The organism is Halomonas sp. IOP_31 (genome assembly GCF_021151495.1).
Taxonomy (GTDB): domain Bacteria; phylum Pseudomonadota; class Gammaproteobacteria; order Pseudomonadales; family Halomonadaceae; genus Modicisalibacter; species Modicisalibacter zincidurans.
The window spans coordinates 102768-124914 of the sequence record NZ_JAIRBP010000003.1 but is presented as its reverse complement, the minus strand read 5'-3'; the positions used below and the strand labels follow the sequence as shown (position 1 = coordinate 124914).

The window sequence follows — 22147 nt, the reverse complement described above, 5'->3', positions numbered from 1 at the left end:
AGCCTGCCATGAGCGACGACGCACGGTCGACCACCGAGATCACCCTGCTGGGACGCTCTTACGTGATTGCCTGCCCGCCCGACGAAGAAGCCGAGCTCAAGCGCACCGCCCGTTACCTGGACCGCGCGATGCATGGCATCCACTCCCGCGGCAAGGTGCTCGATGCCGAGAAGATCGCCATCATGGCCGCGCTCAACATCACCCATGAACTGCTTCAGGTGCAGGACGAGAAACGCGCCGGCGAGGACAGCCTGGCCGAGCTCAACCAGCGCCTGGAGCGCGCGCTCGGCGAGATTCCCAAGCGCTGAGCCGATTGAGCAAACAGGCCTTTGGCCATACTTCCAGCTCTGTTACGATGAAAGCGTTCCCTGGGGTGTACGTCAGTCGTTGACGTCCCTCGAGCCTATGCGCAGTACCCAGGGGGCCAATTGCTAGACAGACCCGTGTGCATGTCCGTGCGACGGAAAGCCTGACGGTCTGTCTGCGGCCACCCACCTTGAACCAGTGGGTTCAAGGGCCAGAACGACAGCGGCACTCTGGGGAACCCTTTTCAGCCATTCATGGCCATGCCCGTGTCTGACCCGCAGTTTCTCAACGATCAGCGCAAGGCCCTGCGGCGGACCCTGCGCCAGCGCCGGCGCGCGCTGACCAAAGCCCAGCAGCGTCAGGCCGGCGAGGCGCTGTGCCGCCGGTTGCGAGGCCTGCCGGAAGTCCAGCGTGCCCGACGGGTCGCTCTCTACCTGCCCAACGACGGCGAAATCGACGCCACCCCGCTGCTGGCCTGGCTGCGCCGCCGCGGTGCGCGTGCCTACCTGCCGGTACTGCGCCCGCTGGCCGAGAACCGGCTATGGTTCGTGCACTATCATGCCGCCACGCCGATGACCCGCAACCGCTTCGGCATTCGCGAGCCGGATACCCGCCATGGCGCCCATCGCGCCCGTCAGTTGCCGCCCTGGGCACTCGACCTGGCGCTTCTACCCTTGGTCGGCTTCGACGATCTGGGCAACCGGCTGGGCATGGGCGGCGGCTTCTACGATCGCAGCTTCGCCTTCACCCGCCGGCGCGGGCCGCGCCCTCGCCTGATCGGCGTCGCCCACGACTGCCAGCATGTCGAGCGGCTGCCGTTCGCCGGCTGGGACGTACCGCTCGACGCCATCGTCAGTGACCGCCGGATGGTCCGCCCACGCCATCGCTAACGCTGAGGAGAACCCATAAAAAACCGCCAGAGGCTTGCCTCTGGCGGTTTTTTATGGCGGCTCGCGGTACAGGCCCAACTGGCAACTAGGTACCGATCAGCGTCTGTGCGTAGCCAGTGGCGACTATCCCCAGACCGAAGATCAATACCAGCGCCATGACCAGGTCGGGCTTGCGTTTCATGACCAACTCCGAAATTTAGCGTTAATAATGCTGCACCCAGATAACGCACCGACTATAGGGCTACTATAAAAGAATGACAATACTCGGTGCGCAAACGCTAATTGACAGAGCCCACTCTTTACAAGGGGTTACAGGTTAGCAAGTGGCCACTCACCCGAATTGGCTATTAAAACTCGCGTTATTCCATGAACAGCCGATAAGCGACGTTCTCGGTTTCCTTCCAGTAACGGTAACCAATCTTCTCGAAATACTCTTCGACATGGTAACGATCGCCGTTGGGAACCTGCATGCCGACCAGTACCCGACCGTAGGCAGCGCCATGATTGCGATAGTGGAATAGCGAGATATTCCAGTCGGCGGGAAGATGGGTGAGAAAGTTCATCAGCGCGCCGGGGCGCTCGGGAAACTCGAAGCGGTAGACCTCTTCCTCGAAGTGCTCCTTGGGCCGCCCGCCGCCGAGATGGCGGATATGCAGCTTGGCCAGTTCGTTGTCGGTCAAATCCTCGACCGGATAGCCGGCCTCGCGCAGCTTGTCGGCCACCGCCCGGCGGTCCTCGCCGCCCGGCTTGACCTGCACGCCGACAAAGATGTGCGCGCTGTCGGCATCGGCGTAGCGGTAGTTGAATTCGGTGACCATGCGCTTGCCAATGGTCCGGCAGAATTTCTTGAAGCTGCCCGGCCGCTCGGGGATGGTCACCGCCAGGATCGCCTCGCGCTGCTCGCCGAGTTCGGTGCGCTCGGCAATGTGCTGGAGACGATCGAAATTGGTGTTGGCGCCGGAGTTGATGCAGACCAGCGTCTGGCCCGTGACGCCGGTCTGCTGGACGTATTTCTTGAGCCCGGCCAGCGCCAGCGCGCCGGAGGTCTCGGCCACCGCGCGAGTGTCCTCGAAGGTGTCCTTGACCGCGGCGCACATCTCGTCGGTGGTGACGGTGATCACCCCGTCGACCAGATCACGCATCACCGCGAACGGCACCTCGCCGATCTGCGCCACCGCGACGCCCTCGGCGAACACCCCGACCTGCTCCAGGACGACCCGCTCGCCGGCCTCCAGCGCCGCCTTGAGACAGGCGCTGTCCTCGCTCTCGACGCCGAACACCTTGATCTCGGGACGCAGGTACTTGACGTAGGCGGCGATTCCGGCGATCAGTCCGCCGCCACCCACCGGCACGAAGATCGCGTCGAGCCGGCCGGGCTGCTGACGCAGGATCTCCATGCCCACGGTGCCCTGGCCGGCGATCACGTCGATATCGTCGAACGGTGGGATATAGGTGTAGCCGTGCGCCTCGATCAGCTCGCGGGCATGGGCCAGCGCCTCGCCGAAGGCGTCACCGCGCAGCACCACCTTGGCGCCGCGGGCGCGCACCGCCTGGACCTTGATCTCGGGGGTGATGCGCGGCATCACGATCACCGCCTTGACACCGAGCTGCTTGGCTGCCAGCGCCAGCCCCTGGGCGTGGTTGCCGGCCGAGGCGGCGATCACGCCCTTGGCCTTTTGCGCCTCGCTGAGCTGCGCCATCTTGTTGTAGGCGCCGCGCACCTTGAACGAGTAGACCGGCTGCAGGTCCTCGCGCTTGATCAGGATCTGGTTGTCGAGACGGCGGGACAGGAAGTGCGCGGGCGAGAGCGGGGTTTCGCGGGCCGCTTCGTAAACGCGGGCCTTTAGTATCTTCTTGACGGTGTCTTCGAGCATCCTGGAGTCCTGAGTCGCACGTCGCATAGGCCGCGTCGCGTGGGCATTGCACCCGACTGGAAAACCCCTATTGGTAGCAGACGCGGCGCCTCGGCGTCCAGCAAAAGCCCAGCTAGAGCAGGGCTATCGCAGTTGAACTGACGAAGGGCGCCGGGGATAAGCCGAAGAGGAGGTCCGACGCCATGGACGGCGTCGGTAGCGTACATGGAGGTATTCACAGCGCCTCCGGCACGCCGGCCCCGCTCGCAGGCTTATCGACGGATCAGCCCCGAGCGAAACGCCAACTGCGATTGCCCTGCCAGCTAGAGCCGCTGCGTTGCTCGCCATGCCGGCCCAGCGGGCATCTACAGCGGCTCCCGGCTGGCCTATAATGGCCGTCCCTGCCCATCGACCGACGAGCCTTGCCATGACCCAGGACGCCTTAAAGCGCGCGGTGGCCGCCGCCGCCATCGACGAAATCAAGCCGCTGCTTCACGCCGACTGCGTGATCGGGGTCGGCACCGGCTCCACCGCCAATCATTTCATCGATCTGCTGGCGGCACATCGTCACGACTTCAAGGGCGCAGTGGCCAGCTCCGAAGCCACCGCCAAGCGGCTGCGCGATCACGGCATCGAGGTCTTCGAGCTCAACCATGTGGGCAGCCTTCCGGTCTACGTCGACGGCGCCGACGAGATCAATCCGCGCCTGGAGATGATCAAGGGCGGCGGCGCGGCGCTGACCCGCGAGAAGATCGTCGCCGCCTGCGCCGAGCGCTTCGTGTGCATTGCCGACGCCTCCAAGCGCGTCGCAGTGCTCGGCGGCTTTCCGCTGCCCATCGAGGTGATCCCCATGGCGCGCTCCTACGTGGCCCGCGAGCTGGTCGCGCGCGGTCTCACCCCGGTCTACCGCGACGGCGTGATCACCGACAACGGCAATCAGGTTCTCGACTGCTATGACTATCTCATCGAGGCCCCGGCCGAACTCGAGTCCGAACTCAACGACATCGCCGGCGTGGTCACCAACGGCCTGTTCGCGCGCCGCGGCGCCGACGTGCTGCTACTGGCCGGCGAGGAGGGCGTGACACGTTTCACGCGTTGAGGGCATTGCGCTCGAACTAAGCATTTGCGCGCAAGTAAGCGCTTACTTTCTCGAGCGTCGCCGCCAGTGCACCGCGGTTGGCCTCGACTACCGCCCGGCCCGCGGCACCCAGACGTTGGCGCTCTTCGGGGGCGTCGAACAGCGTGATCAGCACTTCGCCCAGCGCCGAGCCATCGACGATTTCACGCCGCGCATCGGCCTCGGCCAGGGTATCGGCGATCTCACGCAGATTGTCCAGATAGGGTCCGCTGACCACCGCCACGCCGAGCGCTGCCGGTTCGAGCAGGTTGTGCCCGCCCACCGGCACCAGCGAGCCGCCGACGAAGGTCACGTCCGCCACGCCGTAGAAGCGCATCAATTCGCCCATGGTGTCGCCCAGCACAATGCCGGTAGCGGGACCCGGCACCTCGCCGCGCGAGTGCCGCGCCAGCGCGAAGCCCTGCGACCGACACAGCGCAGCGACCGTCTCGAAGCGTTGCGGATGACGCGGCACCAACACCAACAGAGCGTCTGGATAGCGCTTCCGCAGCCGGGCGTGAGCGGCGAGCACCGCTTCGTCCTCGCCGGGATGGGTCGAGCCGGCGACCCACACCGGTCGCTCGCCCCACTCGGTACGTAAGCGCTCACTTTCGCTTTCTAGGCCGTCATCGAGCTGAATGTCGAACTTGAGCGCACCGGTGACGGCGATTCGGGCGGCCGGGCAGCCGAGGGCGCGAAAGCGCTCGGCATCCTCGCCCGACTTGGCACCCACCCAGGCGACACTCTCGAGCATGTCGCGGCTCAATGCCGCGAAGCGCCGGTAGGTAGCGAAGGCGCCGAGGCTGAGGCGGCCATTGGCGATCACTACCGGCACCCCGCGAGTCGCGCAGGCATGCAATAGATTCGGCCACAGCTCGGTTTCGGCGATGATCGCCAGCGCCGGCTGCAGGCGCTCGACGAAGCGCCGGGCGGCACCGGGAAAGTCCAGCGGCAGGAAGTGATGGCGCACCGCGTCGCCGAACAGCGTCTCGATGCGTTCGGCGCCGGTCGCGGTCATGGTGGTGACGACCAGCGCATGATCGGGATGGCGCGCCAGCAGCGCGCGGATCAGCGGCGTGGCGGTGACCACCTCGCCGAGCGACGCCGCGTGCAACCAGATGCGCGGCCGCGCGTCGGTGCGTCGGGGAATCAGCCCGAGTCGCTCGCCACGCGGGTGAGTGGGCGCCGACTCACGCCACACCCGGCGCCAGATCAGCGGCGCGGCAAGATACAGCACGCCGCTGTAGGCGAGCCGCGCCAGCCCGTGGCGGGAGGCCACGCTCAGCGCTCGCGGTCGAGGATGGTGGCGATCATCGCGGTGGTCGACACGCCATCCTCGAAGCCCAGCACCTTGACCTCGCCGCCGTTGGCGATCACCGCCTCGCCGCCGGCGATCTCCTCGGGCCGGTAGTCGCCACCCTTGACCAGTACGTCGGGCAGCACCGATTCGATCAGCCGGGCCGGCGTCTCTTCGCCGAAGGCGACCACCCAGTCGACGGCGGCGAGACTCGCCAGCACCTGCATGCGCCGCGCCAGGCTATTGATCGGCCGGCGCGGCCCCTTGAGTCGCGCCACCGAGGCATCGTCGTTGACCGCGACGATCAGCCGGTCGCCGAGTCGCCGGGCCTGTTCGAGATAGGCGACATGCCCGGCGTGCAGGATGTCGAAGCAGCCGTTGGTCATCACCACCCGCTCGCCACGGGCCTGGGCGGCGCGCACCGCCTCGATCAGCGCCGCCGCCTCGATGGCGCCGAATTCGGCGAGCTTGTCGCCATGCAGCGCGGTGTAGAGCTCGGCCACCGACAGCGTGGCGGTACCCGGCTTGGCGACCACCAGCCCGGCGGCCAGGTTGGCCAGGGTCACCGCCTCGGGATAGGCATGGCCCGCGGCCAACGCCAGCCCGAGCACGCCGATCACCGTGTCGCCGGCGCCGGTGACGTCGAACACCTCGCGGGCATGGGTCGGCAGGTGCAGCGGCGCATGATCCGCGCGGATCAGCGTCATGCCGCGCTCGCTGCGGGTGATCAGCAGCGCCTCCAGTTCGAGCTCGGCGCGCAGCCGTTCGCCCTTGGCGGCCAGCTCGGCGTCGTCGTGGCAGACCCCGACTACCGCCTCGAACTCGCCCAGATTGGGGGTGATCACGCTGGCGCCGCGATAGCGTCGGAAGTCGCTGCCCTTGGGGTCGACCAGCACTCGCTTGCCGCTGGCGCGGATCAGTGCGATCAACTCCTCGACGCGGCCCAGCGTGCCCTTGCCGTAATCGGAGAGGATCACCAGGTCGCTGTCGGGCAGCGCGGCCTCGATCCGGCCGAGCATCTCGCCGGTATCGATGCCGGCCAGGCTGTCCTCGAAATCCAGACGGATCAGTTGCTGGCTGCGGCTCATTACTCGCAGCTTGGTAATCGTCGGTATTGCGGAGCTGCGCTGGAAGTGAGTACTCACATCGGAGTCTTCCAGCCGCGCGCTCAGCAAATCGGCGTTGTCGTCGTCGCCGACCAGCCCCGCCAGCGCCACGTGGCCACCCAGCGCGGCGACGTTGAGCGCCACGTTGGCGGCGCCGCCCGGGCGGTCCTCGCTCTCGCCGACACGTACCACCGGCACCGGCGCCTCCGGCGAGATCCGCGAAGTGCCGCCATGCCAGTAGCGGTCGAGCATCACATCGCCCACCACCAGCAGGCAGGCCCGTTCGAGGGCGGTCAGGTCAAACTTCATCGCGCGGCTCCAGCGTCGGGTTGGGTCGGATGGGGCGGGGTAGCGCCAGGACCTGATCGACGCGCGCGATCACGTCCTCGGCGCGAATCAGCGCCATGGCATCCGGATGACGGACCCGCTGCCCCCAGGGAAGCGTCTCCGGGTCCTTGTGCAGGAACTGGCGTACCGCGTCAGGGTAGCGATCGACGACGTAGTCGCGCCAGCAATAGGGTGCGGCGCGATCCGGATTGGTGGTGGCGTAGAGCCCGACGGTGGGCGTGCCCAGGGCGTTGGCCATGTGCACCGGGCCGGAATCCGGGGCGACGGCGAGCCGGGCCTGGTCGATCAGCGCCAGCAGGCCCTTGAGCGAGCTCGCGCCGATGGCGTCGATCACCGATTCGGCGACGGCAAGCTGGCGGATGCGCGCGCCCATCTCGCGCTCCTGGGCGCTGCCGCCGCCGGTCAGCACGCTCTTCAGGCCGTGCTGGGTCCACACATGCTCGATCAGCGTCGCGTAGCCCTGTGCCGACCAGTTGCGGAAGTTGCGCAGCCGCGGGTTGGCGCAGGGACTGATCACCAGGTAGTCGCCCTCGCCGCTCAGTCGCCGGGCCTCGGCGCGTGCCGTAGCAGGAATCGGCAAGTCCCATTCGAGCCGGGTATCGGCGACGCCCAGCAGGCGGGCGAAGTCCATGAACGACTCGAGGACGTGGGCACGCGCGTGAACGCCGAGCTGGCGATGGGTGAACCAGTGCTGCCAATCCTTGGCGCGGGCCTTGTCGTATCCCACCCGCACGGCACTGTTGAGCCCCATCAATAGCACGCTGGCGCGCAGCGCCTGTTGCATGTGCAGCAGCACGTCGAAGCGCGTCTGCGCCAGTTGGCGCCAGAGTTCGCGCATCCCGGCCAACCCCGTCGCCTTGTCGTAGACCACGAACTCGACCCCGGACAGGCCCGCCAGTAGACTATGCTCCGCCTTGCCGATGATCCAGGTGATGCGGGCGTTGGGCCACTGGCGTTGCAGGGCGCGCACGGTGGGCACCAGATTGCAGACATCGCCCAGCGCGGAAAGGCGCAGGATGCCGATATGCGCGGGCTGAGCTGGCAAAGGATGCTTCATGCAGTTGGCAACACTCCAGGTGGGCAGGCAATTCATTTTACATGACGTCGGCATTCTATGTGACGCCACGACCCCGCCACAAACGCTGGTCACCGGAGGCGCCCGCGACTCGTTCGACCCGGCGTGGTTCAGTGCCACCTTCTGGCAACGCCACGACGCCGTGGTCGGCCAGGCCCCGGGGCGCGGGGCCAGCCTGTTCGTCGATGCCGCCAGGATCGCCCTGGCCGACGAGCAATGGGTACTGCGCGACTATCGCCGCGGCGGCATGGCGGCACGGCTCAGCGAGGCACGCTACGTCTGGACCGGGCTGGAGCGCAGCCGCGCCTTTTGCGAGATGCGCCTCACCGCCAGGCTGTACGACCAGGGCCTGCCGGTGCCACGCCCGGTGGCCGCTCGCGTGACGCGCCATGGGCTCAGTTACGCCGCCGCGCTGCTCACCGTGCGCCTGGCCGGCGCGCGCGCCCTGGCCGAGTGCCTAGAAGGCAACGACCCGGCTTTGCTCGAGCGCGTCGGCGCCACGATCCGCCGCTTCCACGCCGCCGGGCTCGACCACGTCGATCTCAATGCGCGCAACCTGCTGATCACCCCCGACGAGAGGGTATGGCTGATCGACCTGGACCGTTGCCGGCTGCGCCGTCCAGGAGACTGGCAGAACGCCAATCTCGAACGCCTGCAGCGCTCGCTGGCGAAGTTCGACGCCGAGGAGGCGGTGCCGGCGATCCTGCGCGGCTACGACCGGGCCGGGCCGGCTCGGGTATAATTCGCGGTCAATCCATGCCACGGCGCGATGCGCCACTGCGGGGAGTTGACATGCCACAGCCCAAGGGCCAGCGCCTGCTGGTCGTGCGCAACGACAAGCTCGGCGACTTCATGCTCGCCTGGCCCGCCCTGGCCTGCCTCAAGCAAGCCCATCCGGACAATCATGTCAGCGTGCTGGTGCCGCACTATACCGCTGCCCTCGCCCGGGCCTGCCCGTGGGTCGACGAGGTGCTCGTCGACCCCGGCGACGACGCGTCGCGCGATGTGCAGCGCGCCTTGCTCGCCCAGCTGCGCGCGGGCCGTTTCGATGCGCTGCTGACGCTGTTCTCGACGCCGCGCATCGGCTGGCTGGGCTGGCGGGCCGGCATTGCGCTGCGCCTGGCGCCGGCGACCAAGTGGGCTCAGGTGTTCCACAACCGGCGTATCGTCCAGCGCCGTTCGCGCTCGCAGCGCCCCGAGTATCGCTACAACCTGGAGCTCGCCGAGGCGCTGTTGACCCAGCTCGGCCAGCCGATTCCGATACTCGAGCCGCCCTACTGGCCGCTGCCGACAACGATGCGCGGCGAGCAGCGCCAGCGCCTGGCCCGTGAATGCGGGCTCGACGCGCGACGCCGCTGGGGCTTCGTGCACGGTGGCAGCGGGGGCTCGGCGGTCAACCTGTCGCCCGCGCACTATGCCGCGCTGGTCGCGAGCATCGACGTGCGCCTGGACACACCCGCGGAGTGGGTACTCACTTCGGGACCCGGCGAGCACGCCGCCGCCGCCGCGCTGTGCGACGACCTCGTCGACCAGGGCGTGGCGACGCGGGTCATGCCGCCGCGTGACGACCTGGTCGATTTTGCCCACAGCCTGAGCGCCGCCGACCTGCTCATCGCCGGTTCCACCGGGCCGTTGCATATCGCCGGCTGCCTGGACGTGCCCACCGTCGGCTTCTACCCGGCCAAGCGCTCGGCGACGCCGCTGCGCTGGCAGACCTGTAACCGCGACGCCCATCGCCTGGCGTTCAGCCCACCCGCCGCCGAGCACGCCACCGACATGAGCCGCATCGACATCGAGGCCGCGGCACAGGCCATCGCCGACTGGTGGCCCGCGCCGACCGCGTCGCCCATGCCTGCCACGGGGAGCCGCTAATGCCCATCACCGGAATCGTCATCACCCTCAACGAGGCCGCCAACATCGCCGCCTGCATCCGCTCGCTGCAGCGTGTCTGCGACGAGGTGATCGTCGTCGACTCGCTGAGCGAGGACGACACGGTGGCGATCGCCGAAGCGCACGGCGCGCACGTCATCGCCCAGGCCTACCTCGGCGACGGCCCGCAGAAGGCCCATGGCGTGCCCTTCGCCCGCAACGACTGGATTCTCGCCCTCGATGCCGACGAGCGCCTCGCTGACGATGCCGTCGCGCTGATCGAGGGTCTGGCGCTGGACGATCCTTCCCAGGCCTACGCCTTCCGGCGCAAGAACTACGTTGGAAATCACTGGATTCGCGCCGCCGGCTTCTATCCCGACTCGGTGACGCGGCTCTACAATCGCACCACCGCGGGCTATCTGCCCAGGAAGGCCCATTCCTCGGTCGAGGCGCCCCGCGTCAAGCTCACCCAGGCCCACCTTGATCACTTCACTTACGCCAGCCTGTCGCACTGGATCCAGCGCATCGACGCGCTCTCGACCCGTGACGCCTGGGCGATGAAGGAGCGGGGCGTGACGCCCTCGCCGCTGCGTCCCGCCGTGCACGCCTTGACGGCGACGCTGCGCAAGCTGCTGTTCAAGGGGGGCCTGCTCCAGGGCGCCGATGGCATGACGGTCGCGCTGACCACGGCGTTCCACGCCTACATGAAATACGCCAAGCTCAACGAGCTCTACGAAAACGAGCGTACCGCCAATGCTCAGGAGCCGCCTCCGTGACATGGCTATGACAGCCCCATGACGCGCTTGCTAGTCTAAGAGTCTGTCGGGTTTGACCGATCGTCACGAGAAGCACGGATTTCGAGTCAAATTAAACGATCGATTGAGGCGAATAGCGCGCTATTTAACGAAATGGATCGATAAAGTTGGCCGAAAGCCCGGGATTCGCAGTAGATCAGCGTCAAGCCCGATAGGCTCCTGCGTTGCTCGGAAGGATTCTTGCAGATGTCGACCCGTTTACCCGCCGGACGCTGGTGGGCCATCGCCTACCTGGGTCTGTGTATCGGCTACGCCATGACCACGGTATTCAGTCTGTCGCATTTCTGGGCGCTGCCGGTCCTGGTCCTGTGGCTGATGCTAGCCTGGGAGTTTCGTTGGGGGGCTCCCGCCCATCAGGTCGTCCGGCCGCGCGCCTGGCCCTGGTCGCTGCTGCCGCTGGCACTGTGGTGGATCTACCTGTTTCTGGCCGATAGCTACGGCAAGGTCGACCTTGGCGCGGTGATCTTCCACTTGCAGGCGGGGATCGCCGATAACGGCAGCGGCGGGCGGATCTTCGTCGGGATGGTTTATACCCTGACCGGGCTGATCATGCTCGGCATATTCACCTGGCTGGTGCGCGTCGATCAGCGCTGGCGGCTGCTCGAGCGCGTGCTGGTGTTGTTCCTGCTGGCCTTCAACCCGTTGCTGTTCGGCATCACCCTGGAAGGGGCGTCGATCGTCGCCGAGGATGGCGCCTGGCTGGAGCGCCGCTATGTGCCGCCGCAGATCGAGGCCATGCCAGAGAACCCGCCCAACCTGATCTATCTGTACATGGAAAGTACCGAAGGCACCTACGCCGACGAATCGCGTTTCGGCGACGTCTATGCTGACCTGGAGACGCTCGGCCAGCGCGGCGTGGTCTTCAAGGGCCTGCGCCAGATCGCCAATACCGGCTGGACCACGGCGGGCATGATCGCCAGCCAGTGCGGCACGCCACTGATCCCCGCGGGGCTGTTGCATGACTCCCAGCTCGAGCCGCTGGAGTACGTGGTGCCAGGCGTCGACTGTCTCGGCGACCTGCTTTCCAGACGCGGCTACAATCTGACCTTCATGGGCGGAGCCAGCCTCGACTTCGCCGGCAAGGGATTGTTCTACAAGCAGCATGGCTTCGACACCGTGCTCGGCCGCGAAGCCTTGAGTCCGCGCCTCGACGATCCCGGCTATCTCAACAGTTGGGGGTTGTACGACGATTCGCTGCTGGACATGGCGGTTCAGCGGGTGCGCACCCTGCAGCGTCAGCCCGAGCCCTTCGGGCTTTTCGCGGCCACCTTGTCGGCGCATCCACCCTACGGTTATCCAGCCCGGCGTTGTCGCAACAACCAGGGGGCTTTCGATGGCAAGAATATCCTGTACTCCATCAAGTGCACCGGGTGGCTGACGCGTCGCTTCGTCGAGCGCCTCGAGCGCGAAGGGTTGCTCGACAACACCCTGGTGGTGATCGCCAGTGATCACCTGGCAATGAAGAATTCCGCCTGGCAGGCACTGACCGCCGGCGAGCGAGAGAACACCTTGATCATGTTCGGAAATGGTCTCGAGCCACGGGTCATCGAGCGCGAGTCGTCGATGGTCGATGTACTGCCGACGGTGCTGGAAGCCATGGGCTTCGAGGTGCCCGCCAACCGCGCCGGGCTCGGTGCCTCCCTGCTGTCGCCGGCCCAGACGCTGCTGGAGCGTCACGGCATCGAGACGATCGATGCGCGCATGCGGTCAGAAAGCGCGCTGCAGCAACGCCTGTGGAAGCCTTCCTCGGGCGAGTCGCCGCGCTAGCCCAGCGAGCGATGCCGCGCCGGCTTGTCGACGCGTGTAAACGCTATCTGCGATAGCCCTGGGCTGGCGTGCGGCCGAATCGGGCCGTCAGTTCGAGGCGATCGCGCGGCTCAGTCGCTCGGGCATGATGTGCTTCAGACAGTGCGTGTGCCCCAGTGGGCAGGTGCGCTGGAAACAGGGCGAGCAATCAAGCTCGAGATCGTGGATGACGGCGTTATCGCTCAACGGTGGCGTGTAGACCGGCGACGACGAGCCGTAGATGGCCTGGATGCGTGTGCCCACCGCGGCGGCGACGTGCATCAGCCCCGAATCGTTGGTGACCACCTGCTTGCAGGCGGCCAGCAGATCCACGGCGTCGCCCAGCTTGGTCCGGCCGCACAGATTGACAACGCCATCGAGTCCCCGGGCGATCTGCTCGCCGTCATCGGCATCCCTGGGCCCGCCCAGCACCCAGACGCCATAACCGCGCTTCGTGAGCACCTGGGCAAGTTCGCGGAAATAAGCCAATGGCCATTGCTTGGCGGGCCCGTATTCGGCGCCGGGCATCAGGCCGATGGCCGGGCCGTCACCGAGCCCGAAGGTCTCGCGAAGACGCCGCTGGCGGCCCGGGTCGACCCGCAAACGCGGCCGGGGGATGGCGAAATCGCCGCGTGCCGCCTGTTTTTCGTCGAGCCCCAGCGAGACGAAGCGCTTGACGGTCTGATCGAGCGTCGCCTTGTCGAGCTTGCGGCGCCGATTCAGCAACACCACGCGCTGCTCGCCGGTAAAGCCGATGCGCTCGGGGATCCGTGCCAGAAACGGCACCAGCGCCGACTTCCACGAGCGTGGCAGGACCAGTGCCCGATCGAAGCGACCGCGCAGCGAGCGGGCCACCGCGCGGCGCGCTTGCCAGCCGAACTCGCCATGCCCGACCTCCAGCGCGATCGCCTCGTCGACTTCGGGCATGCGCGCCAGGATCGGCTGCGACCAGGCCGGCGCCAGCACCCCCAGGGACGCTTCCGGGTAGCGCGTCTTGAGCGTCATGAACAGGCTCTGGGCCATGACCATGTCACCGACCCAGGAGGGGCCGACGATCAGGATGCGCGGCGCGGATGCGTCAGCCATTCAGCCAATCCAGGTAGGCGCCGACGCCCTCGCGCACGGTCTTGAACTCGGCGGTGTAGCCCGCCTCGCGCAGCCGCGAAATATCCGCGCGGGTATAGCTCTGATAGCGCCCCTTGAGCTCGTCGGGGAAGTCGATGTACTCGATCTCGCCGCGCCGGTAATGATCGATCACCGTCTCGGCGATCGCCTTGAAGGGCTCCGCGCGGCCGGTGCCCAGGTTGTAGATGCCCGAGACCTCGGGGTTGTCGAAAAACCACAGATTGACGTCGACCACGTCGCCGACGTAGACGAAGTCGCGGCTCTGCATGCCGGCATCAAAGCCTTCCCAGGCACCGAACAGCCGCGGATTCTGCCCCTGACTGACCTGGGTGTGGTGATGGTAAGCCACGCTGGCCATCTTGCCCTTGTGCTGCTCGCGCGGACCGTAGACATTGAAATAGCGAAAGCCCACCACCTGGCTGGTGAAGCTGCCCCAGCGTGCGCGCACGTACTGGTCGAACAGCAGCTTCGAGTAGCCATAGACGTTGAGCGGTTTCTCGTGCTCCGGCGCCTCGACGAACACCTCGCTGCCACCGTAGGTGGCCGCCGACGAGGCATACAGAAACGGGATGCGCTTGTGCTGGCAGTACGCCAGCAGCATCTTGGAGTACTCGAAGTTGTTGTCGAGCATGAACTGGCCGTCCCACTCGGTGGTATCCGAACAGGCGCCCTCGTGGAAGATCGCCTCGATCGGCGGCAAGTCGCTTTGCTCGCCGCGCAGCGCCGCTTCGACGCGCATGCGAAAATCTTCCTTGTCCAGGTAGTCGCCGAGGATGCAATCGGCGAGATTGACGAACTTGGTGCCATCGGTCAGGTCGTCGACCACCAGCACGTCGTCGCGGCCCCGTGCATTGAGCGCCTTCACCAGATTGGCGCCGATGAACCCGGCGCCGCCCGTCACTACGATCATTCGCGAATCCTCTTGATGGTTGCGACCCGCCACGGCCATGCGGCAGGCAATTCGGCGCGGTGCCTATAACCGATTACCCGCTAATTGTATACTTGGCGGTCCGCGAATTCATGGGCCAACGGTGACCCGCAATGACACAGTCGACGCCAGACGTCACAACCTTTCAGGGTTTGATCCTCGCCCTGCAGCAATACTGGGCCGGAAAGGGCTGCGTGATCATGCAGCCACTGGACATGGAAGTGGGCGCCGGCACCTTCCATCCGGCCACCTTCCTGCGCTCCATCGGTCCCGAGACCTGGAACGCCGCCTACGTGCAGCCTTCGCGCCGCCCGACCGACGGCCGCTATGGCGAGAATCCCAATCGCCTGCAGCACTATTATCAGTTTCAGGTGGTGATGAAGCCCTCGCCGGCCGATCTTCAGGAACTCTACCTCGGCTCGCTGGAGCGGCTCGGCATCGACCCGCTGGTCCACGACATTCGCTTCGTCGAGGACAACTGGGAGTCGCCCACCCTGGGCGCCTGGGGACTGGGCTGGGAAGTCTGGCTCAACGGCATGGAGGTGACCCAGTTCACCTACTTCCAGCAGGCCGGAGGCATCGAGTGCTTCCCGGTCACCGGCGAGCTGACCTATGGACTTGAGCGCATCGCCATGTACCTGCAGGACGTCGACAGCGTCTACGATCTGAGCTGGGCAATCGCCCCCGACGGCTCGCGGGTCACCTATGGCGACGTCTACCTGCAGAACGAGCGCGAACAGTCCGCCTACAACTTCGAGCATGCCGATGTCCCGGCGCTATTCGCGAGTTTCGATCACCTCGAGGGCGAATGCAGCAAGTTGATCGCGGCTAACCTGCCGCTGCCCGCCTACGAGATGGTGCTCAAGGCCTCGCACACCTTCAATCTGCTCGATGCTCGCCACGCCATCTCGGTCACCGAGCGCCAGCGCTACATCCTGCGCGTGCGCACCATGGCCCGCGATGTCGCCCAGGCCTATTACCAATCGCGCAAGGCCGCAGGCTTCCCGATGGCCCCCGAACCGCTGCGCCAGGAACTGCTGGCCGAACAGCCACTAGCCGAAAAGGGAGACGCTTGAGCATGGCTGCCAATACCCTACTGGTCGAACTGGGCGTCGAAGAGCTGCCGCCGGGTGCCATCGATTCGCTGGCCGACGCCTTCGCCGACGCTATCGCCAGCGGCCTGCGCGAGGCCGAGGTCGGCTTCGGCGAGGCTCGGGCCTATGCCACGCCGCGACGCCTGGCGGTACAGATTCAGGCCCTCGAAGCCAAGCAGCCCGACCGGCTGATCGAGCGTCGTGGGCCGGCGTTGGCCGCCGCCTTCAAGGATGGCGAACCGACCAAGGCCGCCCAGGGCTTTGCTCGCTCCTGCGGCGTCCAGGTCGATGAGCTCATCCAGCTCGAAACCGACAAGGGGACCTGGCTGGGCCATCGCTTCGAGCAGCCCGGCGCGACGGTCGATGAGCTGCTGCCGGCAATCATTCGGCAGAGCGTTGCCGGGCTGCCGGTGCCCAAGAACATGCGCTGGGGCGACTCGCGCATCGAGTTCTCGCGGCCGGTGCATTGGCTGGTGGTTCTCCATGGCCGTGATGTGGTCGAGGCCGAGGTGCTGGGATTGCACGCCGGGCGCGAGACTCGCGGCCATCGCTTCCATGCCCCCGCGGCCATCGCCCTGCCCCAGGCCGATGACTATGTGAGCGCCCTGGAGAATGCCTCCGTGCTGGTCGATCGTCAGATCCGTCGCGAGCGAATCCGCGAGCAGGTACTTGCCGAAGCCGAAGTCCAGGCGGCCACTGCGGTCATCGACGAGGATCTGCTCGACGAGGTCAATGGCCTGGTCGAATGGCCGGTGGCACTGGCCGGCAGCTTCGATGAACGCTTCCTCGAGGTGCCCGCCGAATGCCTGATCTCGTCGATGAAGGCCAACCAGAAATATTTCCACCTGCTCGACGCCGACGGTAAGCTCGAGCCCGGCTTCATCACCGTGGCCAATATCGACAGCCGTGATCCGCAACGGGTGATCGAGGGCAATGAACGGGTCATCCGCCCGCGCCTGGCCGACGCCGCCTTCTTCTACGAAACCGATCTCAGGCATAGCCTGGCCTCGCGCCAAGAGGGGCTGGCCAGCGTGGTCTTCCAGCAGCAGCTGGGCACCCTGGCCGACAAGGCCCGGCGCAGCGAAGCCCTTGCCCGCTACATTGCCGAGCGCATCGAAGGCGACCCGGAGCATGCCGCCAGGGCCGCGCAGCTCGCCAAGTGCGACTTGGCCAGTGAAATGGTGCTCGAGTTCCCCGAGCTGCAAGGCATCATGGGCTGCTATTATGCCCGCCACGATGGCGAACCCGAGGCAGTGGCTCAAGCGATCCATGAACAGTATCTGCCGCGCTTCGCCGGCGACGAGGTGCCCAGGAGCAAGACCGGGCTGGCGCTGGCATTGGCCGATCGGCTGGATACGCTCACCGGCATCTTCGGCATCGGCGCGCGGCCTACCGGCGCCAAGGATCCGTTCGCCCTGCGCCGGGCGGCAATAGGCGTGCTCAACATCCAGATCAAGGCCGAGCTCGACCTTGATCTGCGCGAACTGCTCGAGCAGGCCGCAGCCCAACATAGCCACCTGCCCCAGTCAGCGGGACTTGCCGAGGAAGTGCTCGAATACATGCTCGATCGCTTTCGCGCCTGGACGCAGGACGAAGGCATCGCCGTCGAGGTCTACCTCTCGGTACGCTCGCGTCCGGTCACGCGGCCGCTGGACTTCGCGCGCCGTATCCGCGCCGTGCATGCCTTCACTCAGCGCGAGGAGGCAGGCGCCCTGGCAGCCGCGAACAAGCGCGTCTCCAACATCCTGACCAAGCAGGCCGACGAGATCGCCGAGTCGGTGGATGCCTCGCTGCTCGCCGAGGACGCTGAACGAGCGCTCGCACAGGCCTTGGCAGAGCGCCGCCGGATAGTCGCCCCACTGTTCGCCGAGGCTCGTTACAGCGAAGCGCTGGACGCCCTGTCGATGCTGCGCGATCCCGTGGATGCCTTCTTCGATGACGTAATGGTGATGGCCGATGACAGCGCCGTCAGACGCAATCGCCTGGCCCTGCTCGCCGAGCTACAAGCTCTGTTCCTCGATGTGGCGGATATCGCGCAACTGCAGCAGTAGATCGTCTCTCGCTTCGGCGACTGCAGTACTTCGTAGACCGGCCCATCGGGGCTGGTCTTTTTGCATGTGTTTCACGTGAAACATTTTTACGCCATGCTTGTTTCACGTGAAACACTCGGATTAGATCAGGCCATGCCTATGCAACCATTATCCGGCCAGTCCCATGACCTGACGCCAAGCAAGGTGATCATTCTCGATCGCGACGGTGTCCTCAATGAGGACTCGGATGACTACATCAAGTCACTCGATGAGTGGCGGCCTTATGCGCAGGCCATCGAGGCGATCGCCCGGCTGACGCGACATGGTTGGACGATTGCCATCGCCACCAACCAGTCGGGAGTGGCCCGCGGTTATTACGATGAAACCACTCTGCAAATGATACACGACGATTTATGTGAGCGCGTATCGGCTGCGGGTGGCACAATCGCCCACATCGCCTACTGCCCCCATGGACCCGACGATGGCTGTGAATGCCGCAAGCCGAAAACCGGTCTTCTCGATCAGATCCAGCATAGCCTGAAGCTGGACAGTCTTCAGAACGCCTGGATGGTAGGCGACAGCCGCAGAGATCTGGAAGCGGGCATTGCCAAGGGCTGCCACCCGGTGCTGGTTCGCACGAGCAAGGGCAGGAGGACCGAAGCCAGGGGCAGCCTCGGGCAGGCACGGATCTTCGACGATCTTGCCGCCTTCGCCGATTATCTGATAGAAAACTGAATGCCCCCTTGGGGGGGCATGTGCGAGCCTCCCAATATGCATTGAGTCGCGACGCTCGATCGAGCAGCCCCACCGCCAACCAACGCGGCCCCATTTCTTGAGAGAGTGAATAAAAAAGCCCAGCGCTTGGCTGGGCTTGCGGTCACTCAACGTTGACCGTGGTGTTTCACGTGAAACATCACACGTCGAGGTTGGCAACCAGCGCGTTCTGCTCGATGAAGAATCGACGCGGTTCGACCTCGTCACCCATGAGCGTATTGAACATCATGTCGGCGGCCACCGCGTCCTCGATCGATACACGCAGCATGCGCCGAGTCTCGGGATCCATGGTGGTTTCCCAAAGCTGATCGGGATTCATCTCACCCAGGCCCTTATAGCGCTGGATGGAAAAGCCGCGCTGCGCTTCGGACATCAGCCAATCGAGCGCTTCGTAGAACGTATCGACTTTCTTGCTGCGTTCGCCACGCGCCACGTAGGCGCCCTCTCCCATGAGATCGTCAAGCGTCTCACCCAGCGCTGCCATTGCGCGGTAGTCGGCACTGCGGAAGAAGTCCGCGCCCCAGACGTACTCGGCAGTCACGCCATGGGCGGTCAGCGATACGCTCGGCAGGAATAAGCCCCGCTCATCGTCCTCCTGCAGATGAAAGACGTAGCGCGGCCCACCCTCGTAGGCAATCAGTGCATCCATCGCTTGCTGCAGGGAGTCAATCCAATGCTGCATGGTGACCCGGTCTCGCAGACTCTCTTCGCCATTCAGCGTCGCCGCGTGAACGATCTTGCGCAGCACTTCATGCGGGTAAACTCGCAGCAGGCGATCGATACGCTTCATCACGTCGCGATACTGATTGACCAGGGCCTCGAGATGCTCGCCGCTGATTCCCGGAGCATCCGCGTTGACATGCAGTCCCGCGCCGTCCAGAGCTGTCGTGGTCAGATAATCGAGCAACGCCTGCTCATCCTTGAGATACATCTCCTGCTTGCCGCGCTTGATCTTGTAGAGCGGCGGCTGGGCGATAAAGATGTGGCCGCGCTCGATCAGCTCCGGCATCTGACGGAAGAAGAACGTCAAGAGCAGTGTACGAATATGCGAACCATCGACGTCGGCGTCGGTCATGATGATGACCGAGTGATAGCGCAGCTTGTCGGGATTGAACTCCTCGCGACCGATGCCGCAGCCTAGCGCCGTGATCAATGTACCGACTTCGGCGGAAGACAGCATCTTGTCGAAGCGGGCCTTCTCGACATTGAGTATTTTGCCCTTGAGCGGCAGGATTGCCTGCGTACGGCGATCGCGACCCTGCTTGGCGCTCCCCCCTGCCGAGTCGCCCTCGACCAGGTACAGCTCGGAAAGGCTCGGGTCCTTTTCCTGACAATCAGCCAGCTTGCCCGGCAGGCCGGCAATATCCAGCGCACCCTTGCGACGCGTCATTTCCCGCGCCTTGCGCGCTGCCTCACGCGCACGCGCCGCATCGATCATCTTGTTGACGATCGACTTGGCTTCGTTGGGGTGCTCGGCCAGGTAGTCGGAAAATTGTCGACCCAGCTCTTGCTCGACAGCCGTCTTGACCTCAGAGGAGACCAGCTTTTCCTTGGTTTGCGAGGAAAACTTGGGATCCGGGACCTTGACGGAAATGATCGCGGTCAACCCTTCGCGCGCGTCATCGCCCGAAGTGTTGACCTTGGCCTTCTTGAGCACGCCCTCGGCTTCGATGTAGCTATTGAGCGAGCGAGTCAGCGCGGCACGGAAACCGGCCAGATGCGCCCCCCCGTCGCGCTGAGGGATGTTGTTGGTATAGCAGAAGATGTTCTCGGCGAAGGTGTCGTTCCACTGCATCGCCACCTCGACGGCAATGCCGTCCTCGCGCTCGACATTGAAGTGAAACACGGGATTCAGCGTCGATTTGTTGGTATTCAGATGATCGACGAAGGCCCGCAGGCCGCCCTCGTAGTGAAAGAGCTCTTCCTTGCCGCTGCGCTCATCCATCAAGCGAATGGCCACACCGGAATTCAGGAACGAAAGTTCGCGCAGCCGCTTGGCAAGAATATCGTAGTGGAATTCTATATGCGTAAACGTCTCCGCCGAGGGGCGGAAATGCACGCGCGTACCGCTCTTCTCGGTCTGCCCCACGACGGCAAGCGGCGCATCGGGCACGCCGTGATGGTAAAGCTGTTCGTGAACCTGACCAGCCCGCCAGATGGTCAGCTTGAGCTCTTCGGAAAGCGCGTTGACGACCGAGACGCCGACGCCGTGCAATCCCCCGGACACCTTGTAGGAATTGTCGTCGAACTTGCCCCCGGCATGCAGGACCGTCATGATCACTTCCGCCGCCGAGACGCCCTCTCCGCTGTGGATATCGGTCGGCACGCCGCGACCATTGTCGCTGACGGTGATCGACTCGTCGGGATGGATGACCACGCGTATCTCGCTGCAGAAACCGGCCAGCGCTTCGTCTATGGAGTTGTCCACCAGCTCGAACACCATGTGATGCAGCCCCGTCCCGTCATCGGTGTCGCCGATGTACATGCCGGGGCGCTTACGCACCGCATCCAACCCTTTCAGGACCTTGATGCTCGTTGAGTCGTAAGCTTGTTCGCTCATTGACTACTCCGTCGTGAAGTCTTTCGTTCCGTATGTCGCAAGCCGACCGTGTTTCACGTGAAACATCGCGACCGTTGTATCTGTCTGCCACAATCCTGCCAGTGCGCTCTGATCGACGCTGGTGATGAACGCCTGGCAGCCCATGCGCTCGAGCCAGCGACAGAAGACGCCGCGATGCTCGGCATCGAGCTCCGCCGGCAGGTCATCGATCAGATAGACGCAGGTGCGCCCCGTGGTCATTTCCAGCAAGCGCCCCTGGGCCAGCTTCATGGCACTGACCACCAGTTTCTGCTGACCTCGCGAGAGCACCTCTACCGCCGGCCGTCGCTCAATACGTATACGAAGGTCGGCACGCTGTGGACCTTGCTGAGTAAACCCCATCTGACGGTCGGTAACTCGCCCCTGGTCGAGGATTTCTGCCAGGTCGCGCTGGCGATCCCAGCCGCGGTAATAACGCAGCGTCAGGTCGGGGAGCGGCAAAAGTTCGGCGAGTGTCTCTTCGAAAATCGGGAGAAAGGCCGCCAGGTAGTCGTCGCGCAGAGCGTCAAGGCGGTTGCCCCAGTGCGCAAACTCGCGCTCCCAGACCGCAATCGATTGCTCATCGATTCTATCATGCCTGAGCAGCGCATTCCGATGTTTAAGCGCGCGCCGAGTACGCCTCCAGGCATCGAGGAAATCGTGTTCCACGTGAAACACACCCCAATCGAAGAACTCGCGCCGCGAAGCGGGTGCACCTTCGAGCAGGCGAAAGGCATCGGGGTTGATCAGTTGAAGTGGCAGCGCTTCGACTAGCTCGGCGACCCGAGCCACACGTTCACCGGCCATGCGCATCTCCAGCTCGCTCTGGGCGCGGTGTCTGCGCACACCCAGCGGCACAGGAGGATCGCCGGCCAGACGGCCATGCAAGGTAACGCTGTCGCCTTCATGATGAATGGCATGGCGGAGCTGTTGTGTCCGAAAGGAGCGTCCCATGCCAAGGATGTGAATCCCTTCAAGCAGGCTGGTCTTGCCGCTACCGTTGTCGCCGACGATGACATTGATCGACGGCGATGGGCGCATGTCGAGCGCCTCGAGGTTACGCAGCCCCTGAAAGGTCAAGTGATCAAGAGGCATCCGGGCACCGACTGAAAGCTCGCCCTGGAACGGTCGAAGCGGGCGAATCAGACATCAAGGTG

At 65.1% G+C, this 22147-nt stretch carries 18 protein-coding genes and 1 other RNA gene; 11 read left to right on the top strand and 8 right to left on the bottom strand.

The genetic code is table 11. The annotated features are described in order from the left end of the window. Positions 1-8: 8 nt before the first annotated feature. The 3 genes from K7I12_RS03290 to K7I12_RS03280 all read left to right on the top strand — a co-directional run bounded on the left by K7I12_RS03290 (position 9) and on the right by K7I12_RS03280 (position 1196). Complete coding sequence (locus K7I12_RS03290) at positions 9-308, top strand: cell division protein ZapA (protein WP_031384857.1); 300 nt, start codon at positions 9-11, stop codon at positions 306-308. 54 nt (positions 309-362) lie between these two features. Continuing rightward, positions 363-547: non-coding RNA, 6S RNA (gene ssrS / locus K7I12_RS03285), on the top strand. A gap of 25 nt (positions 548-572) precedes the next feature. Further along, positions 573-1196: a 5-formyltetrahydrofolate cyclo-ligase gene (locus K7I12_RS03280; RefSeq protein ID WP_231662993.1), complete on the top strand. Its 624-nt coding sequence runs from the start codon at positions 573-575 to the stop codon at positions 1194-1196. Positions 1197-1555: 359 nt separating this feature from the next. Here the strand turns inward: K7I12_RS03280 and ilvA are convergent, their stop codons facing one another. Next, a complete protein-coding gene (gene ilvA / locus K7I12_RS03275) occupies positions 1556-3097 on the bottom strand; it encodes a threonine ammonia-lyase, biosynthetic (RefSeq protein WP_084173606.1) in 1542 nt (513 codons plus the stop codon). A 379-nt stretch (positions 3098-3476) separates the two neighbouring features. Here ilvA and rpiA point away from each other — a divergent pair, with 379 nt between their 5' ends. Continuing rightward, on the top strand, positions 3477-4148 hold the full coding sequence (gene rpiA / locus K7I12_RS03270) for a ribose-5-phosphate isomerase RpiA (RefSeq protein WP_231662991.1): 672 nt from the start codon (positions 3477-3479) through the stop codon (positions 4146-4148). Between the two features lie 16 nt (positions 4149-4164). Here rpiA and waaA read toward each other — a convergent pair whose 3' ends face one another. From waaA to K7I12_RS03255, 3 genes are read right to left on the bottom strand one after another with little or no spacing between them, the layout of a single operon-like run. Next, positions 4165-5445, bottom strand: coding sequence for a lipid IV(A) 3-deoxy-D-manno-octulosonic acid transferase (gene waaA / locus K7I12_RS03265; protein WP_231662990.1), 1281 nt, complete (start codon positions 5443-5445; stop codon positions 4165-4167). A 2-nt stretch (positions 5446-5447) separates the two neighbouring features. Continuing rightward, complete coding sequence (gene hldE, locus K7I12_RS03260) at positions 5448-6878, bottom strand: bifunctional D-glycero-beta-D-manno-heptose-7-phosphate kinase/D-glycero-beta-D-manno-heptose 1-phosphate adenylyltransferase HldE (RefSeq protein WP_231662989.1); 1431 nt, start codon at positions 6876-6878, stop codon at positions 5448-5450. Next, positions 6868-7974 (bottom strand): glycosyltransferase family 9 protein, encoded by a 1107-nt coding sequence (locus tag K7I12_RS03255; RefSeq protein ID WP_231662988.1) that lies wholly within the window; start codon positions 7972-7974, stop codon positions 6868-6870. Before K7I12_RS03255 ends, hldE begins: the two co-directional genes overlap by 11 nt. Between K7I12_RS03255 and K7I12_RS03250 the strand changes: the two genes are divergently transcribed. The 4 genes from K7I12_RS03250 (at position 7973) to K7I12_RS03235 (ending at position 12443) form a co-directional block, all read left to right on the top strand. Beyond that, positions 7973-8734 (top strand): 3-deoxy-D-manno-octulosonic acid kinase, encoded by a 762-nt coding sequence (locus tag K7I12_RS03250; protein WP_231662987.1) that lies wholly within the window; start codon positions 7973-7975, stop codon positions 8732-8734. The genes K7I12_RS03255 and K7I12_RS03250 overlap by 2 nt on opposite strands. A gap of 50 nt (positions 8735-8784) precedes the next feature. Further along, on the top strand, positions 8785-9864 hold the full coding sequence (locus K7I12_RS03245; protein ID WP_231662985.1) for a glycosyltransferase family 9 protein: 1080 nt from the start codon (positions 8785-8787) through the stop codon (positions 9862-9864). Next, a complete protein-coding gene (locus K7I12_RS03240; RefSeq protein ID WP_031384866.1) occupies positions 9864-10637 on the top strand; it encodes a glycosyltransferase family 2 protein in 774 nt (257 codons plus the stop codon). Before K7I12_RS03245 ends, K7I12_RS03240 begins: the two co-directional genes overlap by 1 nt. Positions 10638-10862: 225 nt before the next feature. Beyond that, complete coding sequence (locus K7I12_RS03235; protein WP_031384867.1) at positions 10863-12443, top strand: sulfatase-like hydrolase/transferase; 1581 nt, start codon at positions 10863-10865, stop codon at positions 12441-12443. Positions 12444-12530: 87 nt separating this feature from the next. On the opposite strand, the gene waaF is transcribed toward K7I12_RS03235, so the two are convergent. Beyond that, positions 12531-13547 carry a lipopolysaccharide heptosyltransferase II gene (gene waaF / locus K7I12_RS03230; protein ID WP_031384868.1) on the bottom strand — a complete coding sequence of 339 codons (1017 nt, stop codon included), beginning with the start codon at positions 13545-13547 and terminating at the stop codon, positions 12531-12533. Then, positions 13540-14496 (bottom strand): ADP-glyceromanno-heptose 6-epimerase, encoded by a 957-nt coding sequence (gene rfaD / locus K7I12_RS03225; protein WP_031384869.1) that lies wholly within the window; start codon positions 14494-14496, stop codon positions 13540-13542. Before rfaD ends, waaF begins: the two co-directional genes overlap by 8 nt. Before the next feature lie 131 nt (positions 14497-14627). On the opposite strand from rfaD, the gene glyQ reads away from it, so the two are divergent. The 3 genes from glyQ (at position 14628) to gmhB (ending at position 18373) form a co-directional block, all read left to right on the top strand. Next, positions 14628-15590 (top strand): glycine--tRNA ligase subunit alpha, encoded by a 963-nt coding sequence (glyQ, locus tag K7I12_RS03220; RefSeq protein ID WP_031384870.1) that lies wholly within the window; start codon positions 14628-14630, stop codon positions 15588-15590. Positions 15591-15592: 2 nt separating this feature from the next. Next, positions 15593-17659 (top strand): glycine--tRNA ligase subunit beta, encoded by a 2067-nt coding sequence (gene glyS / locus K7I12_RS03215; protein ID WP_031384871.1) that lies wholly within the window; start codon positions 15593-15595, stop codon positions 17657-17659. A gap of 138 nt (positions 17660-17797) precedes the next feature. Continuing rightward, positions 17798-18373, top strand: coding sequence for a D-glycero-beta-D-manno-heptose 1,7-bisphosphate 7-phosphatase (gene gmhB / locus K7I12_RS03210; RefSeq protein ID WP_231663027.1), 576 nt, complete (start codon positions 17798-17800; stop codon positions 18371-18373). Positions 18374-18551: 178 nt separating this feature from the next. Here the strand turns inward: gmhB and gyrB are convergent, their stop codons facing one another. Together gyrB and recF are read right to left on the bottom strand one after the other, a co-directional pair. Next, positions 18552-20972, bottom strand: a complete 2421-nt coding sequence (gyrB, locus tag K7I12_RS03205) for a DNA topoisomerase (ATP-hydrolyzing) subunit B (RefSeq protein ID WP_031384873.1) — start codon at positions 20970-20972, stop codon at positions 18552-18554. A gap of 3 nt (positions 20973-20975) precedes the next feature. Continuing rightward, complete coding sequence (gene recF / locus K7I12_RS03200; RefSeq protein WP_231662982.1) at positions 20976-22085, bottom strand: DNA replication/repair protein RecF; 1110 nt, start codon at positions 22083-22085, stop codon at positions 20976-20978. Positions 22086-22147: the final 62 nt, after the last annotated feature.

Coding starts and splice junctions, on each gene's coding strand:
- K7I12_RS03245 (WP_231662985.1), top strand. CDS start 8,785: ATGCCACAGCCCAAGGGCCAGCGCCTGCTGGTCGTGCGCAACGACAAG.
- K7I12_RS03290 (WP_031384857.1), top strand. CDS start 9: ATGAGCGACGACGCACGGTCGACCACCGAGATCACCCTGCTGGGACGC.
- K7I12_RS03250 (WP_231662987.1), top strand. CDS start 7,973: ATGCAGTTGGCAACACTCCAGGTGGGCAGGCAATTCATTTTACATGAC.
- K7I12_RS03240 (WP_031384866.1), top strand. CDS start 9,864: ATGCCCATCACCGGAATCGTCATCACCCTCAACGAGGCCGCCAACATC.
- ilvA (WP_084173606.1), bottom strand. CDS start 3,097: ATGCGACGTGCGACTCAGGACTCCAGGATGCTCGAAGACACCGTCAAG.
- hldE (WP_231662989.1), bottom strand. CDS start 6,878: ATGAAGTTTGACCTGACCGCCCTCGAACGGGCCTGCCTGCTGGTGGTG.
- waaF (WP_031384868.1), bottom strand. CDS start 13,547: ATGGCTGACGCATCCGCGCCGCGCATCCTGATCGTCGGCCCCTCCTGG.
- rfaD (WP_031384869.1), bottom strand. CDS start 14,496: ATGATCGTAGTGACGGGCGGCGCCGGGTTCATCGGCGCCAATCTGGTG.
- K7I12_RS03255 (WP_231662988.1), bottom strand. CDS start 7,974: ATGAAGCATCCTTTGCCAGCTCAGCCCGCGCATATCGGCATCCTGCGC.
- gyrB (WP_031384873.1), bottom strand. CDS start 20,972: ATGAGCGAACAAGCTTACGACTCAACGAGCATCAAGGTCCTGAAAGGG.
- gmhB (WP_231663027.1), top strand. CDS start 17,798: ATGCAACCATTATCCGGCCAGTCCCATGACCTGACGCCAAGCAAGGTG.
- rpiA (WP_231662991.1), top strand. CDS start 3,477: ATGACCCAGGACGCCTTAAAGCGCGCGGTGGCCGCCGCCGCCATCGAC.
- glyS (WP_031384871.1), top strand. CDS start 15,593: ATGGCTGCCAATACCCTACTGGTCGAACTGGGCGTCGAAGAGCTGCCG.
- K7I12_RS03235 (WP_031384867.1), top strand. CDS start 10,863: ATGTCGACCCGTTTACCCGCCGGACGCTGGTGGGCCATCGCCTACCTG.
- glyQ (WP_031384870.1), top strand. CDS start 14,628: ATGACACAGTCGACGCCAGACGTCACAACCTTTCAGGGTTTGATCCTC.
- recF (WP_231662982.1), bottom strand. CDS start 22,085: ATGCCTCTTGATCACTTGACCTTTCAGGGGCTGCGTAACCTCGAGGCG.